Below are 14,220 nucleotides of genomic sequence, written 5' to 3' on the forward strand. Positions count from 1 at the left end.
CGGGGGAATTGCCCCCGTGTCGAAGTGCTATTAGCGGAACAGCGTCATCAGGGTCGACGGCGCTTGGTTAGCGATCGACAGGGCCTGAACGCCAAGCTGCTGCTGGGTCTGCAGAGCTTTCAGGCGCGCAGAGGCTTCTTCCATGTCCGCATCCACGAGCGAGCCGATGCCGTTGTTAAAGCTATCGACGAGCTTCGACATGAAGTTACTCTGGATTTCGAGGCGCTTCTCGGTGGTCCCCAGCTGTGCCTGCGAGTCGACAGCAGTCTGGATGTAGCTCTCGATCCGCGACAGTGCAGACGAAGCACCTGTGGCAGTCGATACATCAAGCGTATCTAGGCCTGCGAGGCCACCCGATGCACGGCTGATCTGGAAGTAGCCGTTCACAGTCTGCTCGGTATTGTTGTCGATGGTCAGCGAGCCAGTGCTGTCGTTGGTGTCCAGCGTGAACTCGGACTGGTCGAGGCCAGCTTCAATCAGAGCAGAACGCAGGCCGGACGCGATATCCTCGGTCCGGTCACCGACGCCAATGGTGTAGGTTGCTGCCGTGTTGCCAAGAGTGAGCGAGACTTTGTCGCCAGCTACTAGACCGTCATCTGCGGTTGCTGCGCTCAGGTCAACGTCGCTGGCGGCAAGAGCGACGCCACCGCCAACGGCCCCTGCCGAGGTCAGCAGTTCGAAGTCACCGATCACAAACTGGGCAGAAGCCCCCGAAGCCTGCGACAGACCAAACCCGTTCGCACCTGCGATTGTTGCAATGGTGGTCTGATCCGGACCAATATCGGCGGTCGCGTAGGATACCGGGGTGGTCAGGTTGGTCGCGGGGTTGGTGCCTGCGGTCAGATCGGTACCGCTTTTGGTCGACAGGTTGGTCAGAGATGGATCGAAGCTGATGCTACCGGTTTTCACCGATCCATCTGCGCTACGGTTCAGAGAGGACAGAACGCTAAAGCCGCTGTTGCCGTCTTTGCTGCCATCAAGAATGTTCAGGCCGTTGAACTGTGCCGAGTCGACGATGCCGGTGATTTGCTCTACCAGCGACTGAACCTCGGTATTCAGCTTGTTGCGGTCAACGTTGTCTTCGTTTGCCGAGACGATCTTGGTTTTTACCTCGTTCAGCAGTTCACCAACTTCTTCTGCGGCACTTGCAGCGACCGCGACGGTGGACTGGCCAAGCGAAAGCGACTCAGAGACAGCTTCGAAGCCGGCGACATCTGCTTCCATTACTTTCGAAATGGCAAAGACCGATGCGTTATCTTTTGCCGAGGAAACCGACATACCGGTCGAGATTTCGCTCTGAACTTTGTTGAGGTCGCTGTTGATCGACTTGAGGGTCTGGAGGGCAACGGTTGCACTGGTATTGGTCAGGATGCTGGACATGTTTTTCCCTAAAAACTAATGGCGTTTTGACGCCTTTGACGATGCGCCCAAATCGGGCATTTTCCATGTCTTTCTGACAGTTGCGGCAGTTACGCCGCGCCATCTTGCGATGCCTCTACAGTACTGGCTGGCAACTCCTAACAAGCGATGAAAGCCAACATTGATGTGCCTAGAGCTTTATTAAAATCAGGCACGAATTGTAGTGCGTCCACCGATCAACAGGTCGCATCTCTGCCCGTCCGCGCGGTATACGACGATGCGAGAGCCCGGATGTTGAATGTCTTCGTATAGGCTTCGCGCCTCTCGAATCCCCAGCTGCGCAGATTGCAAAAGCTTCGCTGTCTGCTGCGCCAAAGCCTGAATGCGCGGCAGTTCAGAGGGATCTGTGTCGGAAAGCAGTCCAACGAGCGAGTCGAGATCACTTTGCATCTCGCTCAGTTCATTAAGATTGCCAGAGATGAGAGCGTTTTTCATATCGAGCAAAATTGCTTCGGCAGAACTCATGTCTGGCCCTCCGATCGCACCAGCGACTGAAACAGTGCCTCGGTCAGACCAAAACCTCCTGCTTGAACCAGCGCAGCGGCTTGCTGTTCGAGGCGGAAGCTCGAAAATTGCTCTTCACCGATACCGCCATTTAGGCCGCCTACAGGTTTCCCGAGGCCCGTGGCTTTGAGCATCTCCGTCGTAAAAGTGGTCTCTAGTTGTTGCGCGGTCTCTCTCAATTCGTTGAGGCGTGCAGCGGGCAGGGTCGTGTTTGAAGTTATCTGGATCATGTTTCCCTCATATTTTCAGAGAGAATGCGAAGTGTCGGTAAAGAAGTCGTAACCTTGGCTCTTTAAGCAATGAGCCTGGTTTAGGAGGCCGAAATGATTCCACCTCTGGTTCAGATTGCTTTGCTTGATTCGCTGTTCACCTCTGCGGGCGCCGCCGAGAAAAGTAGTGGCGAGATTTCTTTTGAAGACATCCTTCGCCGTGATGAAAACCTTGCCATAGTCCCTGCCACGGCCGAACTAGCGTCTGATACGATTAGCTCGAACGAGTCCAAGATGGCGTTAGATGCTCAAGGTTTCGAGGACATTGCCGATGAAACCGAAGCTTTTGGTTCAAGCGAATTGGTAGTGCTCGGGGCAGATGAGCTGAGTAAATCAGTGGTAATAAGAGCTGAATCCGGATTTCCTGCCAACAGCGTCGATGTGATCGGACTTTCGGATGTCGATACCGTTGAAAAGAGTGATCAGGCAGAAGACAAAAAGGGAGAGGTCTGTGAGCAGCCCGTTGATGATTTCGATTCAAATAGGCATCACCAAGCTGACACTCCCGAAGACACGAACCCACTGATTTCAGAAAGTTCGGTTGAGCGGCATTCACGCAGCTTGGTTTCACGTGGAACCGAGGTTCAAGAGGCACCTGAGGCTTGGACCGTGCCTGTAAATGAGCTTCCTTTGGCACGAGCGATTGAGTCAAAATCTCCGAGCTCGGCTCTCAGTGACATTTCTGCAGCAGAAGCCGCTCTGACCAGACAAGTCGGTAAAGAGGCTCCAATTTTGGCAGAGGCCATAGGAGAAAGCCCACTACGGCATGTTGGCTTGAACATGGCTCGGAACGCCGTGTCTGAAACAACAGCGAAGAATGTCCTTTTCAACCAGCCCATCGCAAATAGCCAAGTGGAAAAGGCTAAGTTTCAGGTGGGTACGAACGATGAGTTTGCGCAGAAGAGTGCATCAGATTTTAGCCTGCCGACTTCTGAAATAGAGCCAGAGCGCGCGCCAAAAGAGGATATCGTTGCGTTGAACAAGTCCGCACCCAAGCGTGCGGATGACAGATTTATTGCTGAGGCTCCGGAAACACAGCTGGCGGAAGAGAATCGGATACAGCCGCTATCCGGATTTGAGACGCCGCTGACCGTCTCAAGAAGTTTTGTGGCAACACAGAGCGTATCAGCAACCAGAATTGTTCTGACACTGCCGCAAGTCGAAGAAATGGTTCGGTTAGCTGTGCAGACAGGTATGGATGGGAAAATTGAGGTCGAGCTTCAGCCGCTTGATCTTGGCCGGATGAAGCTGACTTTCAAGCAAGACCAGCAGGGAATGACCGTCATCGTGGAGGCTGAGAAGCCCGAGACGGTCGAGCAAATCAAGCGGCATCTCGAACACTTGTCTTCGGACCTGAAACCGCAGGGAGATATTGTTCCGCGCTTCCGTTTCGAGGGTGGATCTTTTGGCCAGAGCGCGCGCGAAGGGCAAAATCCGCAACAACCAGTGCGGAAATCACGGTCCAAAGCTTTTGGCAACGACATGTCGGACGCTGCTACTCACGCGAATCGCCTAATGAATTCCGAGATCGTCTCGGGAAATCTTGATATAAGGGTCTGATCCATGTCTGTGACCGATGTTTCTAGCACTGCCTCAGTACAAACAACGACGGCTCAAACATCCAAAGGCGCCAGTGCACTGTCCTCGGATTTTGAGACATTCCTGAAAATGATGACGGTCCAGATGCAGAATCAGGACCCACTAAATCCGGTTGAATCGACAGATTTCGCGGTCCAGCTGGCGACGTTCTCTCAAGTCGAACAGCAGGTTCAGACAAACGACTATCTGAATGAGTTGTCGTTGGCATTTGGCAAAGCTGGACTGGCAAGCCAAGCACAGTTGATAGGTCGTTTTGTACAAAGTGCGGCAGCGTCTGAGTATACTGGCGGGACGATTGAACTGACGCCCGACTATTCGGTTGACGCAGACACGCACGTGCTTGTGATTCGGGACGATAGCGGCGTGGAAGTAGGGCGAAGGGCGCTAGATGGCGCTCCAGAAGTCATCAATTGGAGCGGCGCGACCGATGACGGACAGCAACTAGGCGCAGGCACGTATACATTCGCAATCGAGGGGTACGCCACTGGCGAACTGGTCTCCACGACTTCAGCTCGCACGTGGGGAGTGATCCGGCAAGTGCAATCCGACGGGACCGATAGTGCGCTCATCCTCGAGAACGGGGAGACCGTCTACGAATCAGAAGTGACTGCGATTCGTTAGTGGATGTTCGTCGCGGTCCATGCCGCAGCTACCGCAGCCGCGCCGACAGCCCCGCCAATTGCGATATCCTTTAGTCGTCGCTTGGGTTGGGGAATTGGCTTCGGGTTCGCTTGAGCGACCAATGCAGCCTCGACCAGACCAGGCAATCGAGGGCCGAAACGACCCAGAACCTTGGCCGTTTTGGCAAAATCCCTGAGAGCAGCTTTGGGGCCAAGATTTGTCTTTATGTAGTCTTCCACAACGGGGCGGGCGACTTCCCAGATGTTGATATGGGGGTCGAGAGAACGCGCAACCCCTTCGACAACAACCATGGTGCGCTGCAATAGAATCAGTTCGGTGCGGGTTTCCATTCCAAAACGTTCGGTGACCTCGAACAGATAAGCCAGCAACTTGGCCATAGAGATTCGGGTCGCGTCCATGCCGAAGATCGGCTCGCCGACGGCCCGCAGGGCCCGGGCGAACTCTTCGACTTCTCGGTCCGCGGGGACATAGCCCGCTTCGAAGTGGACTTCTGCGACGCGGCGATAGTCCTTGCGGATGAAGCCATACAAAATTTCGGCGTACACACGGCGCGTGTATTCGTCGATGTTGCCCATGATTCCGAAGTCGTAGGCGATGATATCGCCATTTGCTGCGACCTTGAGGTTCCCGTGGTGCATATCCGCATGGAAATAGCCGTCTCGGAGGGCATGGCTAAGGAAAAGTTGCAGCACGCGCGCACCAAGCTCGGTGCGATCATGACCGGCCAGATCGAGCGCTTCGGTGTCAGCCAGAGAGATACCTTCGGCCCATCCCATCGTCATCACGCGGCGGCCGGAATAGCCCCATTTGACCTCCGGCAGTGTAAAGCCAGCATCATCCTTGGTGTTATCGGCAAATTCCGAAGCGGCGCTCGCCTCGAGGCGCAAGTCCAGCTCGCCCATGACCACACCTTCAAAGTGCGCAACCACGTCGGTCGGGCGCAAACGGCGCGAGGATGGCGACAAAAATTCGATGACCTTTGCCGCGAAGTAGAACGCGTCAATGTCACGGCGGAACGCCTTTTCAACGTTGGGTCGCAAGACTTTAACAGCAACGTCTTCGCCGGTTTCGGACAGACGCGCTTTGTGAACCTGCGCAATCGAGGCGGCGGCCAGTGGTTCACTAAATTCCGAATAGACCTCTTCGACAGGTCGACCCAGTTCCTCTTTCACCATTTTTTTGGCAATTTCGACGGGGAAGGGGGGCAGCTTGTCCTGCAAGACACGGAGCTGCATTGCGACTTCCGCACCCACGACATCTGGGCGAGTCGATAAAATCTGACCAAATTTTATGTAGGCGGGTCCCAGCGCGTTCAACGCTCGCGGCGCAGGGGGCATATTAGGGTCACCCTCTTCGCCGAGCCAGCGGAAGGGCCAAGCAAGCGTCCGAAGCACTACACGCAGCGCGTTCGGTGCTTTCATCTCGTCCAGAATCAGCCCCATCGCACCAGTGCGCTCGAGCGTGGCACCGGTTCGGATCAGGCGAAGGATATTATGAGGACCGCGCATTGATCAGATCTTCCAGCCTGAGTGGAGGGCTGCGATGCCCATCGACAGGTTCCGGTACTTTGCGTTGCCAAAGCCTGCCTTGCGCACCATACCAAGGAATGTGTCTTGGTCTGGGAATTTGCGGATCGACTCTACAAGATATTGATAACTGTCAAAGTCATTCGCGATCATCTGACCCATGCGCGGAATGACGTTGAATGAATAGCGGTCGTACACCCACTGCATCGCATTATTTGGGATCTGGCTGAATTCCAGCACCATCAGACGTCCACCAGGTTTCAGCACACGATAAGCTTCGTTCAGCGCCTCTTGGGGGCGGGTGACGTTCCGGATGCCAAAGCTGATCGTGTAGACGTCAAAAGTATTCGCTTCGAACGGTAGCTTCATCGCATCGCCGACGACCCAGTCCAGCGAATCCGACATAGCCTCGGCGTCCGCGCGTTTGCGGCCCTCGACCAGCATGGGTTCGGTTAGGTCCAGAACGGTGGCATGGGCGTTGCCCGCCCGCTTCAGGTAGCGAAACGAGATGTCGCCGGTGCCGCCAGCCACGTCCAGCAGGCGCGTATTCGGGCGCGGAGCCAGCCAATCCATCATCGCATCCTTCCAGACGCGGTGGATCCCCATACTCATGACGTCGTTCATGATATCGTACTTGGAGGCGACCGAGTTAAAGACGCCCTGCACACGTCCTGCCTTTTCGCTTTCGTTCACGGTCTGGAAGCCGAAATGGGTGGTGCCTTGGGTGTCTTCAGTACTCATGGGTCTTGATCGTCCTTGTTACTGCCCCTTCTTATAGGGCGCTGCGGGGGCGATACAATGCAGCCCCTGCCAAGAAGGAGCGACTCAATGCCCGAATTACCCGAAGTCGAGACAGTCCGTCGCGGGTTGGAGCCTGTGATGACCGACACTGTCATCGAATCTGCGCAGGTGAACCGCCCTGATCTACGTTGGCCTCTGCCCGTAAATATGTCGGAACGGCTGACCGGCCAGCGCGTTGTGGGGCTGCGACGGCGGTCGAAATATATCCTCTGTGATCTCGAGGGCGGCGAGACCCTGCTGATTCATCTGGGCATGTCGGGGCGCATGCTGATTTCCGGCGCGCAGGTGGGGGCCTTTGCGCATCCACACCCCGCACCGGAAAAGCATGATCACGTTGTCCTCAATATGGTGGGCGGCGCGCGGATCACGTTCAACGATGCCCGCCGGTTCGGGGCGATGGATTTGGCCCAAACGTCAGAGGTCGATTCCCACAAATGGCTGGCGGGTCTGGGGCCGGAGCCTTTGGGCAATGCCTTCTCTGAAGATCATTTAGTGGCGCGTCTCAAGGGACGGAAAATGCCGATTAAATCTGCCCTGCTCGACCAAAAGATCGTGGCGGGTCTGGGTAACATATACGTATGCGAAACGTTATATCGTGCTGGGATTCATCCTGCGCGTCAGGCTGGCGCGATTTCGGAACGTCGCGTCAGATCGATGGTTCCGATCATCCGCCAAGTCCTGGAAGAAGCAATCGCTGCTGGGGGCTCTTCACTGCGGGATTTCAGGCAAGCAGACGGCGAACTGGGTTATTTTCAACACAATTTTGACGTCTATGGCAGAGAGGGGATGACCTGCAAAACCCAAGAGTGCCAAGCTGAAATCCGTCGAATCGTGCAGTCGGGGCGGTCCAGCTTCTACTGCCCGGCATGTCAAAGATAACTTGATCGAGCGGCTCACACTGTTAAGGAATCGGTCTGATCGAAGTAACACGGGACGAGGTTAATGGCCTTTGAAACGATCATCGTCGATATCGACGATCATGTGGCACTGATCACCCTGAACCGGCCCGAAGCGCTGAATGCGCTGAACAGCCAGCTTCTCGGGGAGCTCGCCACGGCACTGGCCGAAGCGGATCAGAACGACAAGGTGCGCTGCATCGTCATCACCGGTTCGGAAAAGGCATTCGCAGCCGGCGCCGACATCAAGGAAATGTCCGAGATGTCCTTCGTCGATATGTACATGTCTGATTTCTTTGGCGCCGAGGGCGATAAAATCACCAAGACGCGCAAACCTGTGATCGCCGCAGTGTCCGGCTACGCGCTGGGTGGCGGGTGTGAGCTGGCTATGATGTGCGATTTCATTATTGCCGGAGATAATGCCAAGTTCGGCCAGCCCGAGATTAACCTTGGCGTCATCGCAGGAATTGGCGGGACTCAGCGCCTGACGCGCGCGGTTGGCAAAGCGAAGTCGATGGATATGCACATGACTGGCCGCTTTATGGACGCCGAAGAGGCGGAGCGTTCAGGGCTGGTAAGCCGTGTGGTGCCTGCCAAGAAGCTGAAGGAAGAGGCCATGAGCGCCGCCGACAAGATCGCCGAGAAGTCGATGATCAGCGTTCTGGCGGCCAAAGAGGCGGTTAACCGCAGCTTCGAAACAACGTTGGCCGAGGGGATTCAGTTTGAGCGCCGCCTGTTCAACGGACTTTTCGCGACCGAAGATCAGAAGGAAGGCATGTCCGCTTTTCTCGAAAAGCGCGAGCCGCAGTTCCGCGACCGCTAAGAAAAACGGGCTTCGGGGCACTTTTCCACAGATGCCCCGTTGACTCACAAGCGAGTCGCCCCTTATAGAGCGCTCCTACACGAATTCATCCTAAGCACAGGACCGAGACAACATGGCAAACACGCCTCAATCCAAAAAGCGCGCCCGCCAGAACGAACGGCGCTTTGCCGTTAACAAGGCCCGCCGCTCGCGGATCCGGACCTACCTGCGCAAGGTCGAAGAGGCCATCGCATCGGGCGACCAGCAAGCAGCTCTGACTGCGCTGCGCGCTGCACAACCCGAACTGATGCGCGGTGTCACCAAAGGCCTCGTGCACAAGAATACCGCAGCACGCAAAATGTCGCGTCTGTCGGCTCGGGTCAAAGCGATCGCATAATTAGTCAGAAAGTCTGACTGACAAAAGGGCATCACTTCGGTGATGCCCTTTTTCGTTTAAAATCAACGCTATGACCGATTCTAGGGATTCTTTTTGTGAATCTCAGCGTCAAGAGCGAAGATCAGTTGCCGCCCTGTCAGGCCAGTTGGTAAGTTATCCATGCGAGTCACATCGCCCTGGGGGAACAGAGGTAGGCATCTTCTAACAAGATGCGAAAGTTGAAACCGCACCGATTTTGTCGGTGCTGACGGTTTCCTTTTGCCCTGTTCTTCTGAGCATGACGACTGTTGTAAAGAGTGTGCCCGAGAAACGTGTGTGTCTCGGGACAGTCCCCTTTTGTCTGTTGGTAGCAGGTTAAGAGGTGTGACGTTTTGTTAACGATTTGCCTGTAGGCGCAGGCAAGTGGTGTGCGTGTCAAATGAGATCGTCGAGTTAGACGGCAAGACTTGGAGCGGGAAGAATGACGCAAGAACAATGGGGCCAGATCCGTCAGGATCTTCGGCAGGTTTTGGGACAGAACAATTTTACTGCCTGGATCGAGCCGCTTCAGTTCCAGAGCCTGCATGATGGCATTGCGACGTTTAATGTGCCCACAAACTTTATGGGCAATTACTTAACGCAAAATTACGCGGACACGATTTTGTCCTCGATGAACTCTGCAGGCGTTGCAGTGCGCCGCATCCAGTTCGTTGTTGCGTCGCGTCAGCAGGCCAAAGCGCAGGCTGCAGCTGGTACGGCGCCTGCAGCGGCTGCGAATAAGGTCGAAACGCCTGTGTCGGCCGACCGCCCCGGTGACATGGATCTGCCCGGTGCGCCTCTGGATGCGCGTTTCAGCTTTGACCGCTTTGTTGTCGGTAAGCCGAACGAGTTGGCCCATGCAGCAGCGCGCCGCGTTGCCGAAGGTGGCCCCGTCAGCTTTAACCCGCTGTTCCTGTACGGTGGTGTTGGTCTTGGTAAAACGCACCTTATGCACGCGATTGCATGGGAGTTGCACTTGAAATCCCCGCATCTAAACGTGGTGTATCTGTCCGCAGAGCAGTTCATGTACCGCTTTGTTCAGGCGCTGCGTGACCGCAAGATGATGGACTTCAAAGAGCTGTTCCGCTCGGTAGACGTACTGATGGTGGACGACGTCCAGTTCATTGCGGGAAAAGACTCGACTCAAGAAGAGTTTTTCCACACGTTCAATGCGCTTGTGGATCAGAACAAACAGATCATCATCTCTGCGGACCGCGCTCCGGGGGAGATCAAGGATCTGGAAGACCGGATCAAGAGCCGTCTGCAATGCGGCCTGGTTGTTGACCTGCACCCAACTGACTATGAACTGCGTCTTGGCATTCTGCAGTCCAAGGTTGATGCCTACAAACTGCAGTACCCCGAGCTTCAGATTGCGCCCGGCGTTCTGGAATTCCTTGCGCACCGCATTTCAACCAACGTTCGCGTTCTAGAAGGGGCGCTGACCCGTCTGTTCGCCTTTGCGTCGCTGGTGGGCCGAGAAATCACGCTCGAGCTGACACAAGACTGCTTGGCCGATGTGCTGCGGGCGAGTGATCGCAAGATCACCGTCGAAGAGATTCAGCGTAAAGTGGCAGAGCACTTTAACATCCGTCTCAGCGATATGATCGGTCCGAAGCGCGTGCGCAGTTTTGCCCGTCCCCGTCAGGTGGCGATGTACTTGTGCAAACAGATGACCACCCGTTCGCTACCCGAAATCGGGCGCCGCTTTGGTGGTCGTGACCACACAACCGTCATGCACGGTGTTCGCAAGATCGAAGAGCTGAAGATCAAAGACCATCAAATGGCCGAAGATCTGGAGCTTTTGCGCCGCGCATTGGAAGCGTAATTGCGAGGAACCCTTGACGGGCCGCTCAAACCCTTGGAGAAATCTAAAAAAGGGTTGAGCGGCTTGCCATTTACGGTACCTTACCGCTCCCGACAATGACAGGAGCGAGGGAATGAAATTCAGCATCGAACGTGGTGTCCTGGTCAAAGCAGTGGCGCAGGCTCAGTCGGTTGTCGAACGCCGCAACACCATCCCGATCCTCGCAAACGTCCTGATCGAAGCGTCTGAGAGCACCGTCTCTTTTCGCGCGACCGACCTAGATATCGAGGTCGTGGACAAAGCGCCCGCACAAGTAGAACAAGCTGGCTCGACCACTGTGTCGGCTGTGACTTTGCACGAAATTGTACGCAAGCTGCCTGACGGTGCGTTGGTCACGCTGATCGACGATGCAGGCAAAGGGCGCCTGACGGTCGAAGCAGGGCGCTCCATGTTCTCGCTTGCGACGCTGCCCAAAGAAGACTTTCCGGTCATGGCATCGTCCGAATACCAGACGACCTTTGCTGCGCCCGCGCCCGTACTGCGGCGCCTGTTTGATAAGTCGAAATTCGCAATCTCGACCGAAGAGACCCGGTACTATCTGAACGGTGTGTATATGCACGTGTCCGAAGGCGAAGAAGGCCGCGTTCTGCGTTGCGTCGCCACAGATGGTCATCGTCTGGCACGAATCGATGCGCCTCTACCAGCAGATGCCGAGGCGATGCCCGGAGTGATTGTCCCGCGAAAAACCGTGGGAGAATTGCGGAAGCTGCTGGACGATGACGAGGCCGAAATCACTGTTTCGGTTTCCGAAACCAAGGTGCGCTTTGCTACGCCGACCATTACGCTGACGTCAAAAGTCATCGATGGCACCTTCCCTGACTACACGCGCGTGATTCCGATGGGGAATACCCGCCGTATGGAGGTAGATGCTGGTGATTTTGCTAAAGCTGTCGACCGTGTGGCGACAGTCAGCAGCGAACGTTCGCGAGCTGTGAAGCTGGCTTTGGAAGAAGACAAACTGGTTCTGTCTGTGAATGCGCCTGACAGCGGTGCGGCGGAGGAAGAGCTGGTCGTCGCCTATGCGGACGAGCGATTGGAGATTGGTTTTAACGCTAAATACCTACTTGAGATTGCAAGTCAGGTAGACCGCGAGAATGCAGTCTTCATGTTCAACTCATCGGGCGATCCCACATTGATGCGCGAGGGCAACGACACCTCGGCGATCTATGTCGTGATGCCGATGCGCGTATGATTTGAATGAGCGAGGCCCTGCGGGGCCTCGCACTGTATTTCCCGGGCCTCAAGGCCCGGCGGTGCCTCCGGCGGGGGTATTTAGGGCCAGGATGAAGGGCTTATTCCTCAGTCATTTGCGGTTGTCGCATTTCCGTTCGCATAGGCGAGCGGAGGTGGTTTGTGATGGGCGACCGGTGGCACTGTTTGGATCGAACGGGGCAGGGAAAACAAATGTGCTGGAGGCAGTTTCGCTGTTCTCGCCGGGGCGTGGGATGCGCCGCGCAAGTGCAGAGGAGATGTCGCGGCGGCCCGAAGCACTTGGCTGGAAGTTGACGGGCGCGCTCGAGCATGGGGCAGATCATCATGACATCGAGATCTGGTCGGACAAAGGCGCCGCGCGGCAACTGAAGTTGAATGACAAGAGTGCGGCGCAGTTGTCTTTGGGGCAGATCGGGCGGGTGTTGTGGCTCGTCCCGTCTATGGATCGTCTTTGGATCGAAGGGGCTGAGGGACGGCGCCGGTTCCTAGACCGAATGGTGATGAGCTTCTTTCCCGCGCATGCCGAAGCGTCTCTGGTGTACGAGAAGGCTATGCGCGAGCGGAACCGTTTGCTCAAGGATCAGAAGCGCGACGCGTATTGGTATGGCGCGCTTGAGGCGCAAATGGCGGAGGCGGGCGCACAGGTGATGGAAAATAGGCGACTCGCACTTGCCCGTGTTTCTGCGGCGCAACGCGAGGCCGAGACGGCGTTTCCCGTGGCTGATCTGGATTTGGTCGAGGCTGAAGATGTTTGGCCGCAGGATCTGGCATTGGCTTTTGCGGAAAGCCGTGGACGTGACTTGATGGCGGGGCGAACGCTTGTGGGACCGCATCGAACGGATTTAGAAGGCACCTATGCCGCCAAGTCTGTGCCAGCCAAGGACTGTTCAACCGGAGAGCAGAAGGCGCTGCTCATTTCATTGATTTTGGCGAACGGACGGGCCTTGGCGCAGGATTTCGGGGCGCCGCCTATCCTCTTGCTCGACGAAGTGTCAGCGCACTTGGATGCGAACAGGCGTGCGGCTTTGTACGACGAAGTTTGCGCCTTGGGGGCTCAGGCTTGGATGACTGGAACAGGGCCTGAATTGTTTACGGAATTTGGTGACCGCGCGCAGTATTTCGAGGTCAGCGAAGAGGCTGGCGTTAGCCATATTGATGAAAGGTTTTTCCCATGAAAGCGAACCGGATTACGCTGGTCACCCTTGCTGTTTCTGATCTTGCGCGAGCGCGCAGCTATTACGAGGCATTGGGTTGGATTGCGGAAGAGGCGCAGGCAGGCGTTTGTTTCTTTGACATGGGTGGAATGAAGTTCGGGCTTTATGACAAGGCAGGTTTGGCTGAGGATTTAGGAAGACCGATTGAGTCGTTGGGGACAGGGGCAATGAGCTTGGCCCAGAACTTTGCGACAGAAGCAGAGGTTGATGCAGCCTACGACGCCGCTCTGGCCGCTGGGGGAACAGCTTGCAAGCCGCCGGTTAAAGTCTTTTGGGGCGGGTATTCTGGCACCGTGGCTGATCCAGATGGCCACGTCTGGGAATACGCGATGAACCCTTTTTGGGTTTTGGATGACGAAGGTAAGCTTGCATGAGTTTAACTGGTGTTGATCTGCTTTTGTACGCAGGTGCTTTGTTCGTTCTGTTTTTGACCCCAGGACCGGTGTGGGTTGCTATGGTTGCCCGCGCTCTGTCAGGCGGATTCGGGGCAGCGTGGCCCTTGGCTTTGGGGGTTGTGATCGGGGACGTCCTATGGCCCTTGCTTGCCATTCTGGGGGTCGCGTGGGTGGTGCAGACTTATGACGGTCTGCTGATCGCGCTGCGCTACGTGGCGGCGGTTGTGTTCATCCTTATGGGCGTCGGCTTGATCCGCAAGGCGGATACCTTGCTTAGTGCGGACAGCCGATTGACACGCCCCGGTGCTTGGGCGGGCTTCGTGGCTGGTTTGGCGGCGATCATGGGTAATCCAAAAGCCATTCTGTTTTACATGGGAATGCTGCCAGGCTTCTTTGATCTCTCGAATGTGACGGGTCTGGACATCGCGGCAGTCTGCTTGATTTCGGCGGGCGTGCCGCTCATTGGGAATCTCATCTTGGCGGGCTTCGTCGGGCGGGCACGCCGCCTCCTTCAGAGCCCCGAGGCGCTGAAACGCACCAACCAGATTGCCGGTGTGCTGCTCGTTCTGGTCGGCTGTGTCATTCCCGTTCTGTAGCGCAATATGTTGGTCATTTGCGTGACATTGCTCGCAAGAACTTGTAAAACCTAGGACAAAGAACAA

15 protein-coding genes are annotated in these 14,220 nt (G+C 56.0%); 10 read left to right on the top strand and 5 right to left on the bottom strand.

All coding sequences use genetic code 11. The annotated features are described in order from the left end of the window. Positions 1–30 precede the first annotated feature (30 nt). From BM225_RS08820 to BM225_RS08830, 3 genes are all read right to left on the bottom strand, one after another. Entirely contained in the window at positions 31–1,380 is a 1,350-nt protein-coding gene (locus tag BM225_RS08820) for a flagellin (protein ID WP_092464186.1), read from the bottom strand. Between the two features lie 186 nt (positions 1,381–1,566). Further along, positions 1,567–1,884: a hypothetical protein gene (locus tag BM225_RS08825; protein ID WP_072709088.1), complete on the bottom strand. Its 318-nt coding sequence runs from the start codon at positions 1,882–1,884 to the stop codon at positions 1,567–1,569. Beyond that, positions 1,881–2,153 (bottom strand): rod-binding protein, encoded by a 273-nt coding sequence (locus BM225_RS08830; protein ID WP_072709090.1) that lies wholly within the window; start codon positions 2,151–2,153, stop codon positions 1,881–1,883. Before BM225_RS08830 ends, BM225_RS08825 begins: the two co-directional genes overlap by 4 nt. 93 nt (positions 2,154–2,246) lie before the next feature. Between BM225_RS08830 and BM225_RS08835 the strand changes: the two genes are divergently transcribed. Together BM225_RS08835 and BM225_RS08840 are read left to right on the top strand one after the other, a co-directional pair. Continuing rightward, positions 2,247–3,752, top strand: a complete 1,506-nt coding sequence (locus tag BM225_RS08835; protein ID WP_072709092.1) for a flagellar hook-length control protein FliK — start codon at positions 2,247–2,249, stop codon at positions 3,750–3,752. A 3-nt stretch (positions 3,753–3,755) separates the two neighbouring features. After that, a complete protein-coding gene (locus BM225_RS08840) occupies positions 3,756–4,412 on the top strand; it encodes a flagellar hook capping FlgD N-terminal domain-containing protein (protein ID WP_072709094.1) in 657 nt (218 codons plus the stop codon). Here the strand turns inward: BM225_RS08840 and ubiB are convergent. Further along, positions 4,409–5,941 carry a 2-polyprenylphenol 6-hydroxylase gene (gene ubiB / locus BM225_RS08845; protein WP_072709096.1) on the bottom strand — a complete coding sequence of 511 codons (1,533 nt, stop codon included), beginning with the start codon at positions 5,939–5,941 and terminating at the stop codon, positions 4,409–4,411. The two genes, BM225_RS08840 and ubiB, sit on opposite strands and share 4 nt — an antisense overlap. Before the next feature lie 3 nt (positions 5,942–5,944). Further along, on the bottom strand, positions 5,945–6,700 hold the full coding sequence (gene ubiE / locus BM225_RS08850; RefSeq protein ID WP_072709098.1) for a bifunctional demethylmenaquinone methyltransferase/2-methoxy-6-polyprenyl-1,4-benzoquinol methylase UbiE: 756 nt from the start codon (positions 6,698–6,700) through the stop codon (positions 5,945–5,947). Positions 6,701–6,787: 87 nt separating this feature from the next. Between ubiE and mutM the strand changes: the two genes are divergently transcribed. The 8 genes from mutM (at position 6,788) to BM225_RS08890 (ending at position 14,154) form a co-directional block, all read left to right on the top strand. Next, entirely contained in the window at positions 6,788–7,639 is an 852-nt protein-coding gene (gene mutM, locus BM225_RS08855; RefSeq protein WP_072709100.1) for a bifunctional DNA-formamidopyrimidine glycosylase/DNA-(apurinic or apyrimidinic site) lyase, read from the top strand. 63 nt (positions 7,640–7,702) lie between these two features. After that, a complete protein-coding gene (locus tag BM225_RS08860; RefSeq protein ID WP_072709102.1) occupies positions 7,703–8,479 on the top strand; it encodes an enoyl-CoA hydratase in 777 nt (258 codons plus the stop codon). A gap of 112 nt (positions 8,480–8,591) precedes the next feature. Beyond that, positions 8,592–8,855, top strand: a complete 264-nt coding sequence (gene rpsT, locus BM225_RS08865; protein ID WP_072709104.1) for a 30S ribosomal protein S20 — start codon at positions 8,592–8,594, stop codon at positions 8,853–8,855. A gap of 460 nt (positions 8,856–9,315) precedes the next feature. Then, the gene (gene dnaA, locus BM225_RS08870; RefSeq protein ID WP_072709106.1) at positions 9,316–10,698 is read left to right on the top strand and encodes a chromosomal replication initiator protein DnaA; all 1,383 of its coding nucleotides are present in this window, start codon (positions 9,316–9,318) and stop codon (positions 10,696–10,698) included. A 112-nt stretch (positions 10,699–10,810) separates the two neighbouring features. Beyond that, entirely contained in the window at positions 10,811–11,929 is a 1,119-nt protein-coding gene (gene dnaN / locus BM225_RS08875) for a DNA polymerase III subunit beta (RefSeq protein ID WP_072709108.1), read from the top strand. Between the two features lie 91 nt (positions 11,930–12,020). Next, on the top strand, positions 12,021–13,124 hold the full coding sequence (gene recF, locus BM225_RS08880; RefSeq protein WP_072709110.1) for a DNA replication/repair protein RecF: 1,104 nt from the start codon (positions 12,021–12,023) through the stop codon (positions 13,122–13,124). Further along, positions 13,121–13,537: a VOC family protein gene (locus tag BM225_RS08885; protein ID WP_072709112.1), complete on the top strand. Its 417-nt coding sequence runs from the start codon at positions 13,121–13,123 to the stop codon at positions 13,535–13,537. Before recF ends, BM225_RS08885 begins: the two co-directional genes overlap by 4 nt. Next, positions 13,534–14,154 carry a LysE family translocator gene (locus BM225_RS08890; RefSeq protein WP_072709114.1) on the top strand — a complete coding sequence of 207 codons (621 nt, stop codon included), beginning with the start codon at positions 13,534–13,536 and terminating at the stop codon, positions 14,152–14,154. The genes BM225_RS08885 and BM225_RS08890 overlap by 4 nt, the downstream gene beginning before the upstream one ends. Positions 14,155–14,220: the final 66 nt, after the last annotated feature.

Source organism: Donghicola eburneus (assembly GCF_900115865.1).
GTDB classification, from domain to species: domain Bacteria; phylum Pseudomonadota; class Alphaproteobacteria; order Rhodobacterales; family Rhodobacteraceae; genus Donghicola; species Donghicola eburneus.

Bases quoted from the DNA above. Each gene is read 5' to 3' on its own strand.
- BM225_RS08820 (WP_092464186.1), bottom strand. From the start codon at position 1,380: ATGTCCAGCATCCTGACCAATACCAGTGCAACCGTTGCCCTCCAGACC.
- BM225_RS08825 (WP_072709088.1), bottom strand. From the start codon at position 1,884: ATGAGTTCTGCCGAAGCAATTTTGCTCGATATGAAAAACGCTCTCATC.
- BM225_RS08830 (WP_072709090.1), bottom strand. From the start codon at position 2,153: ATGATCCAGATAACTTCAAACACGACCCTGCCCGCTGCACGCCTCAAC.
- BM225_RS08835 (WP_072709092.1), top strand. From the start codon at position 2,247: ATGATTCCACCTCTGGTTCAGATTGCTTTGCTTGATTCGCTGTTCACC.
- BM225_RS08840 (WP_072709094.1), top strand. From the start codon at position 3,756: ATGTCTGTGACCGATGTTTCTAGCACTGCCTCAGTACAAACAACGACG.
- ubiB (WP_072709096.1), bottom strand. From the start codon at position 5,941: ATGCGCGGTCCTCATAATATCCTTCGCCTGATCCGAACCGGTGCCACG.
- ubiE (WP_072709098.1), bottom strand. From the start codon at position 6,700: ATGAGTACTGAAGACACCCAAGGCACCACCCATTTCGGCTTCCAGACC.
- mutM (WP_072709100.1), top strand. From the start codon at position 6,788: ATGCCCGAATTACCCGAAGTCGAGACAGTCCGTCGCGGGTTGGAGCCT.
- BM225_RS08860 (WP_072709102.1), top strand. From the start codon at position 7,703: ATGGCCTTTGAAACGATCATCGTCGATATCGACGATCATGTGGCACTG.
- rpsT (WP_072709104.1), top strand. From the start codon at position 8,592: ATGGCAAACACGCCTCAATCCAAAAAGCGCGCCCGCCAGAACGAACGG.
- dnaA (WP_072709106.1), top strand. From the start codon at position 9,316: ATGACGCAAGAACAATGGGGCCAGATCCGTCAGGATCTTCGGCAGGTT.
- dnaN (WP_072709108.1), top strand. From the start codon at position 10,811: ATGAAATTCAGCATCGAACGTGGTGTCCTGGTCAAAGCAGTGGCGCAG.
- recF (WP_072709110.1), top strand. From the start codon at position 12,021: ATGAAGGGCTTATTCCTCAGTCATTTGCGGTTGTCGCATTTCCGTTCG.
- BM225_RS08885 (WP_072709112.1), top strand. From the start codon at position 13,121: ATGAAAGCGAACCGGATTACGCTGGTCACCCTTGCTGTTTCTGATCTT.
- BM225_RS08890 (WP_072709114.1), top strand. From the start codon at position 13,534: ATGAGTTTAACTGGTGTTGATCTGCTTTTGTACGCAGGTGCTTTGTTC.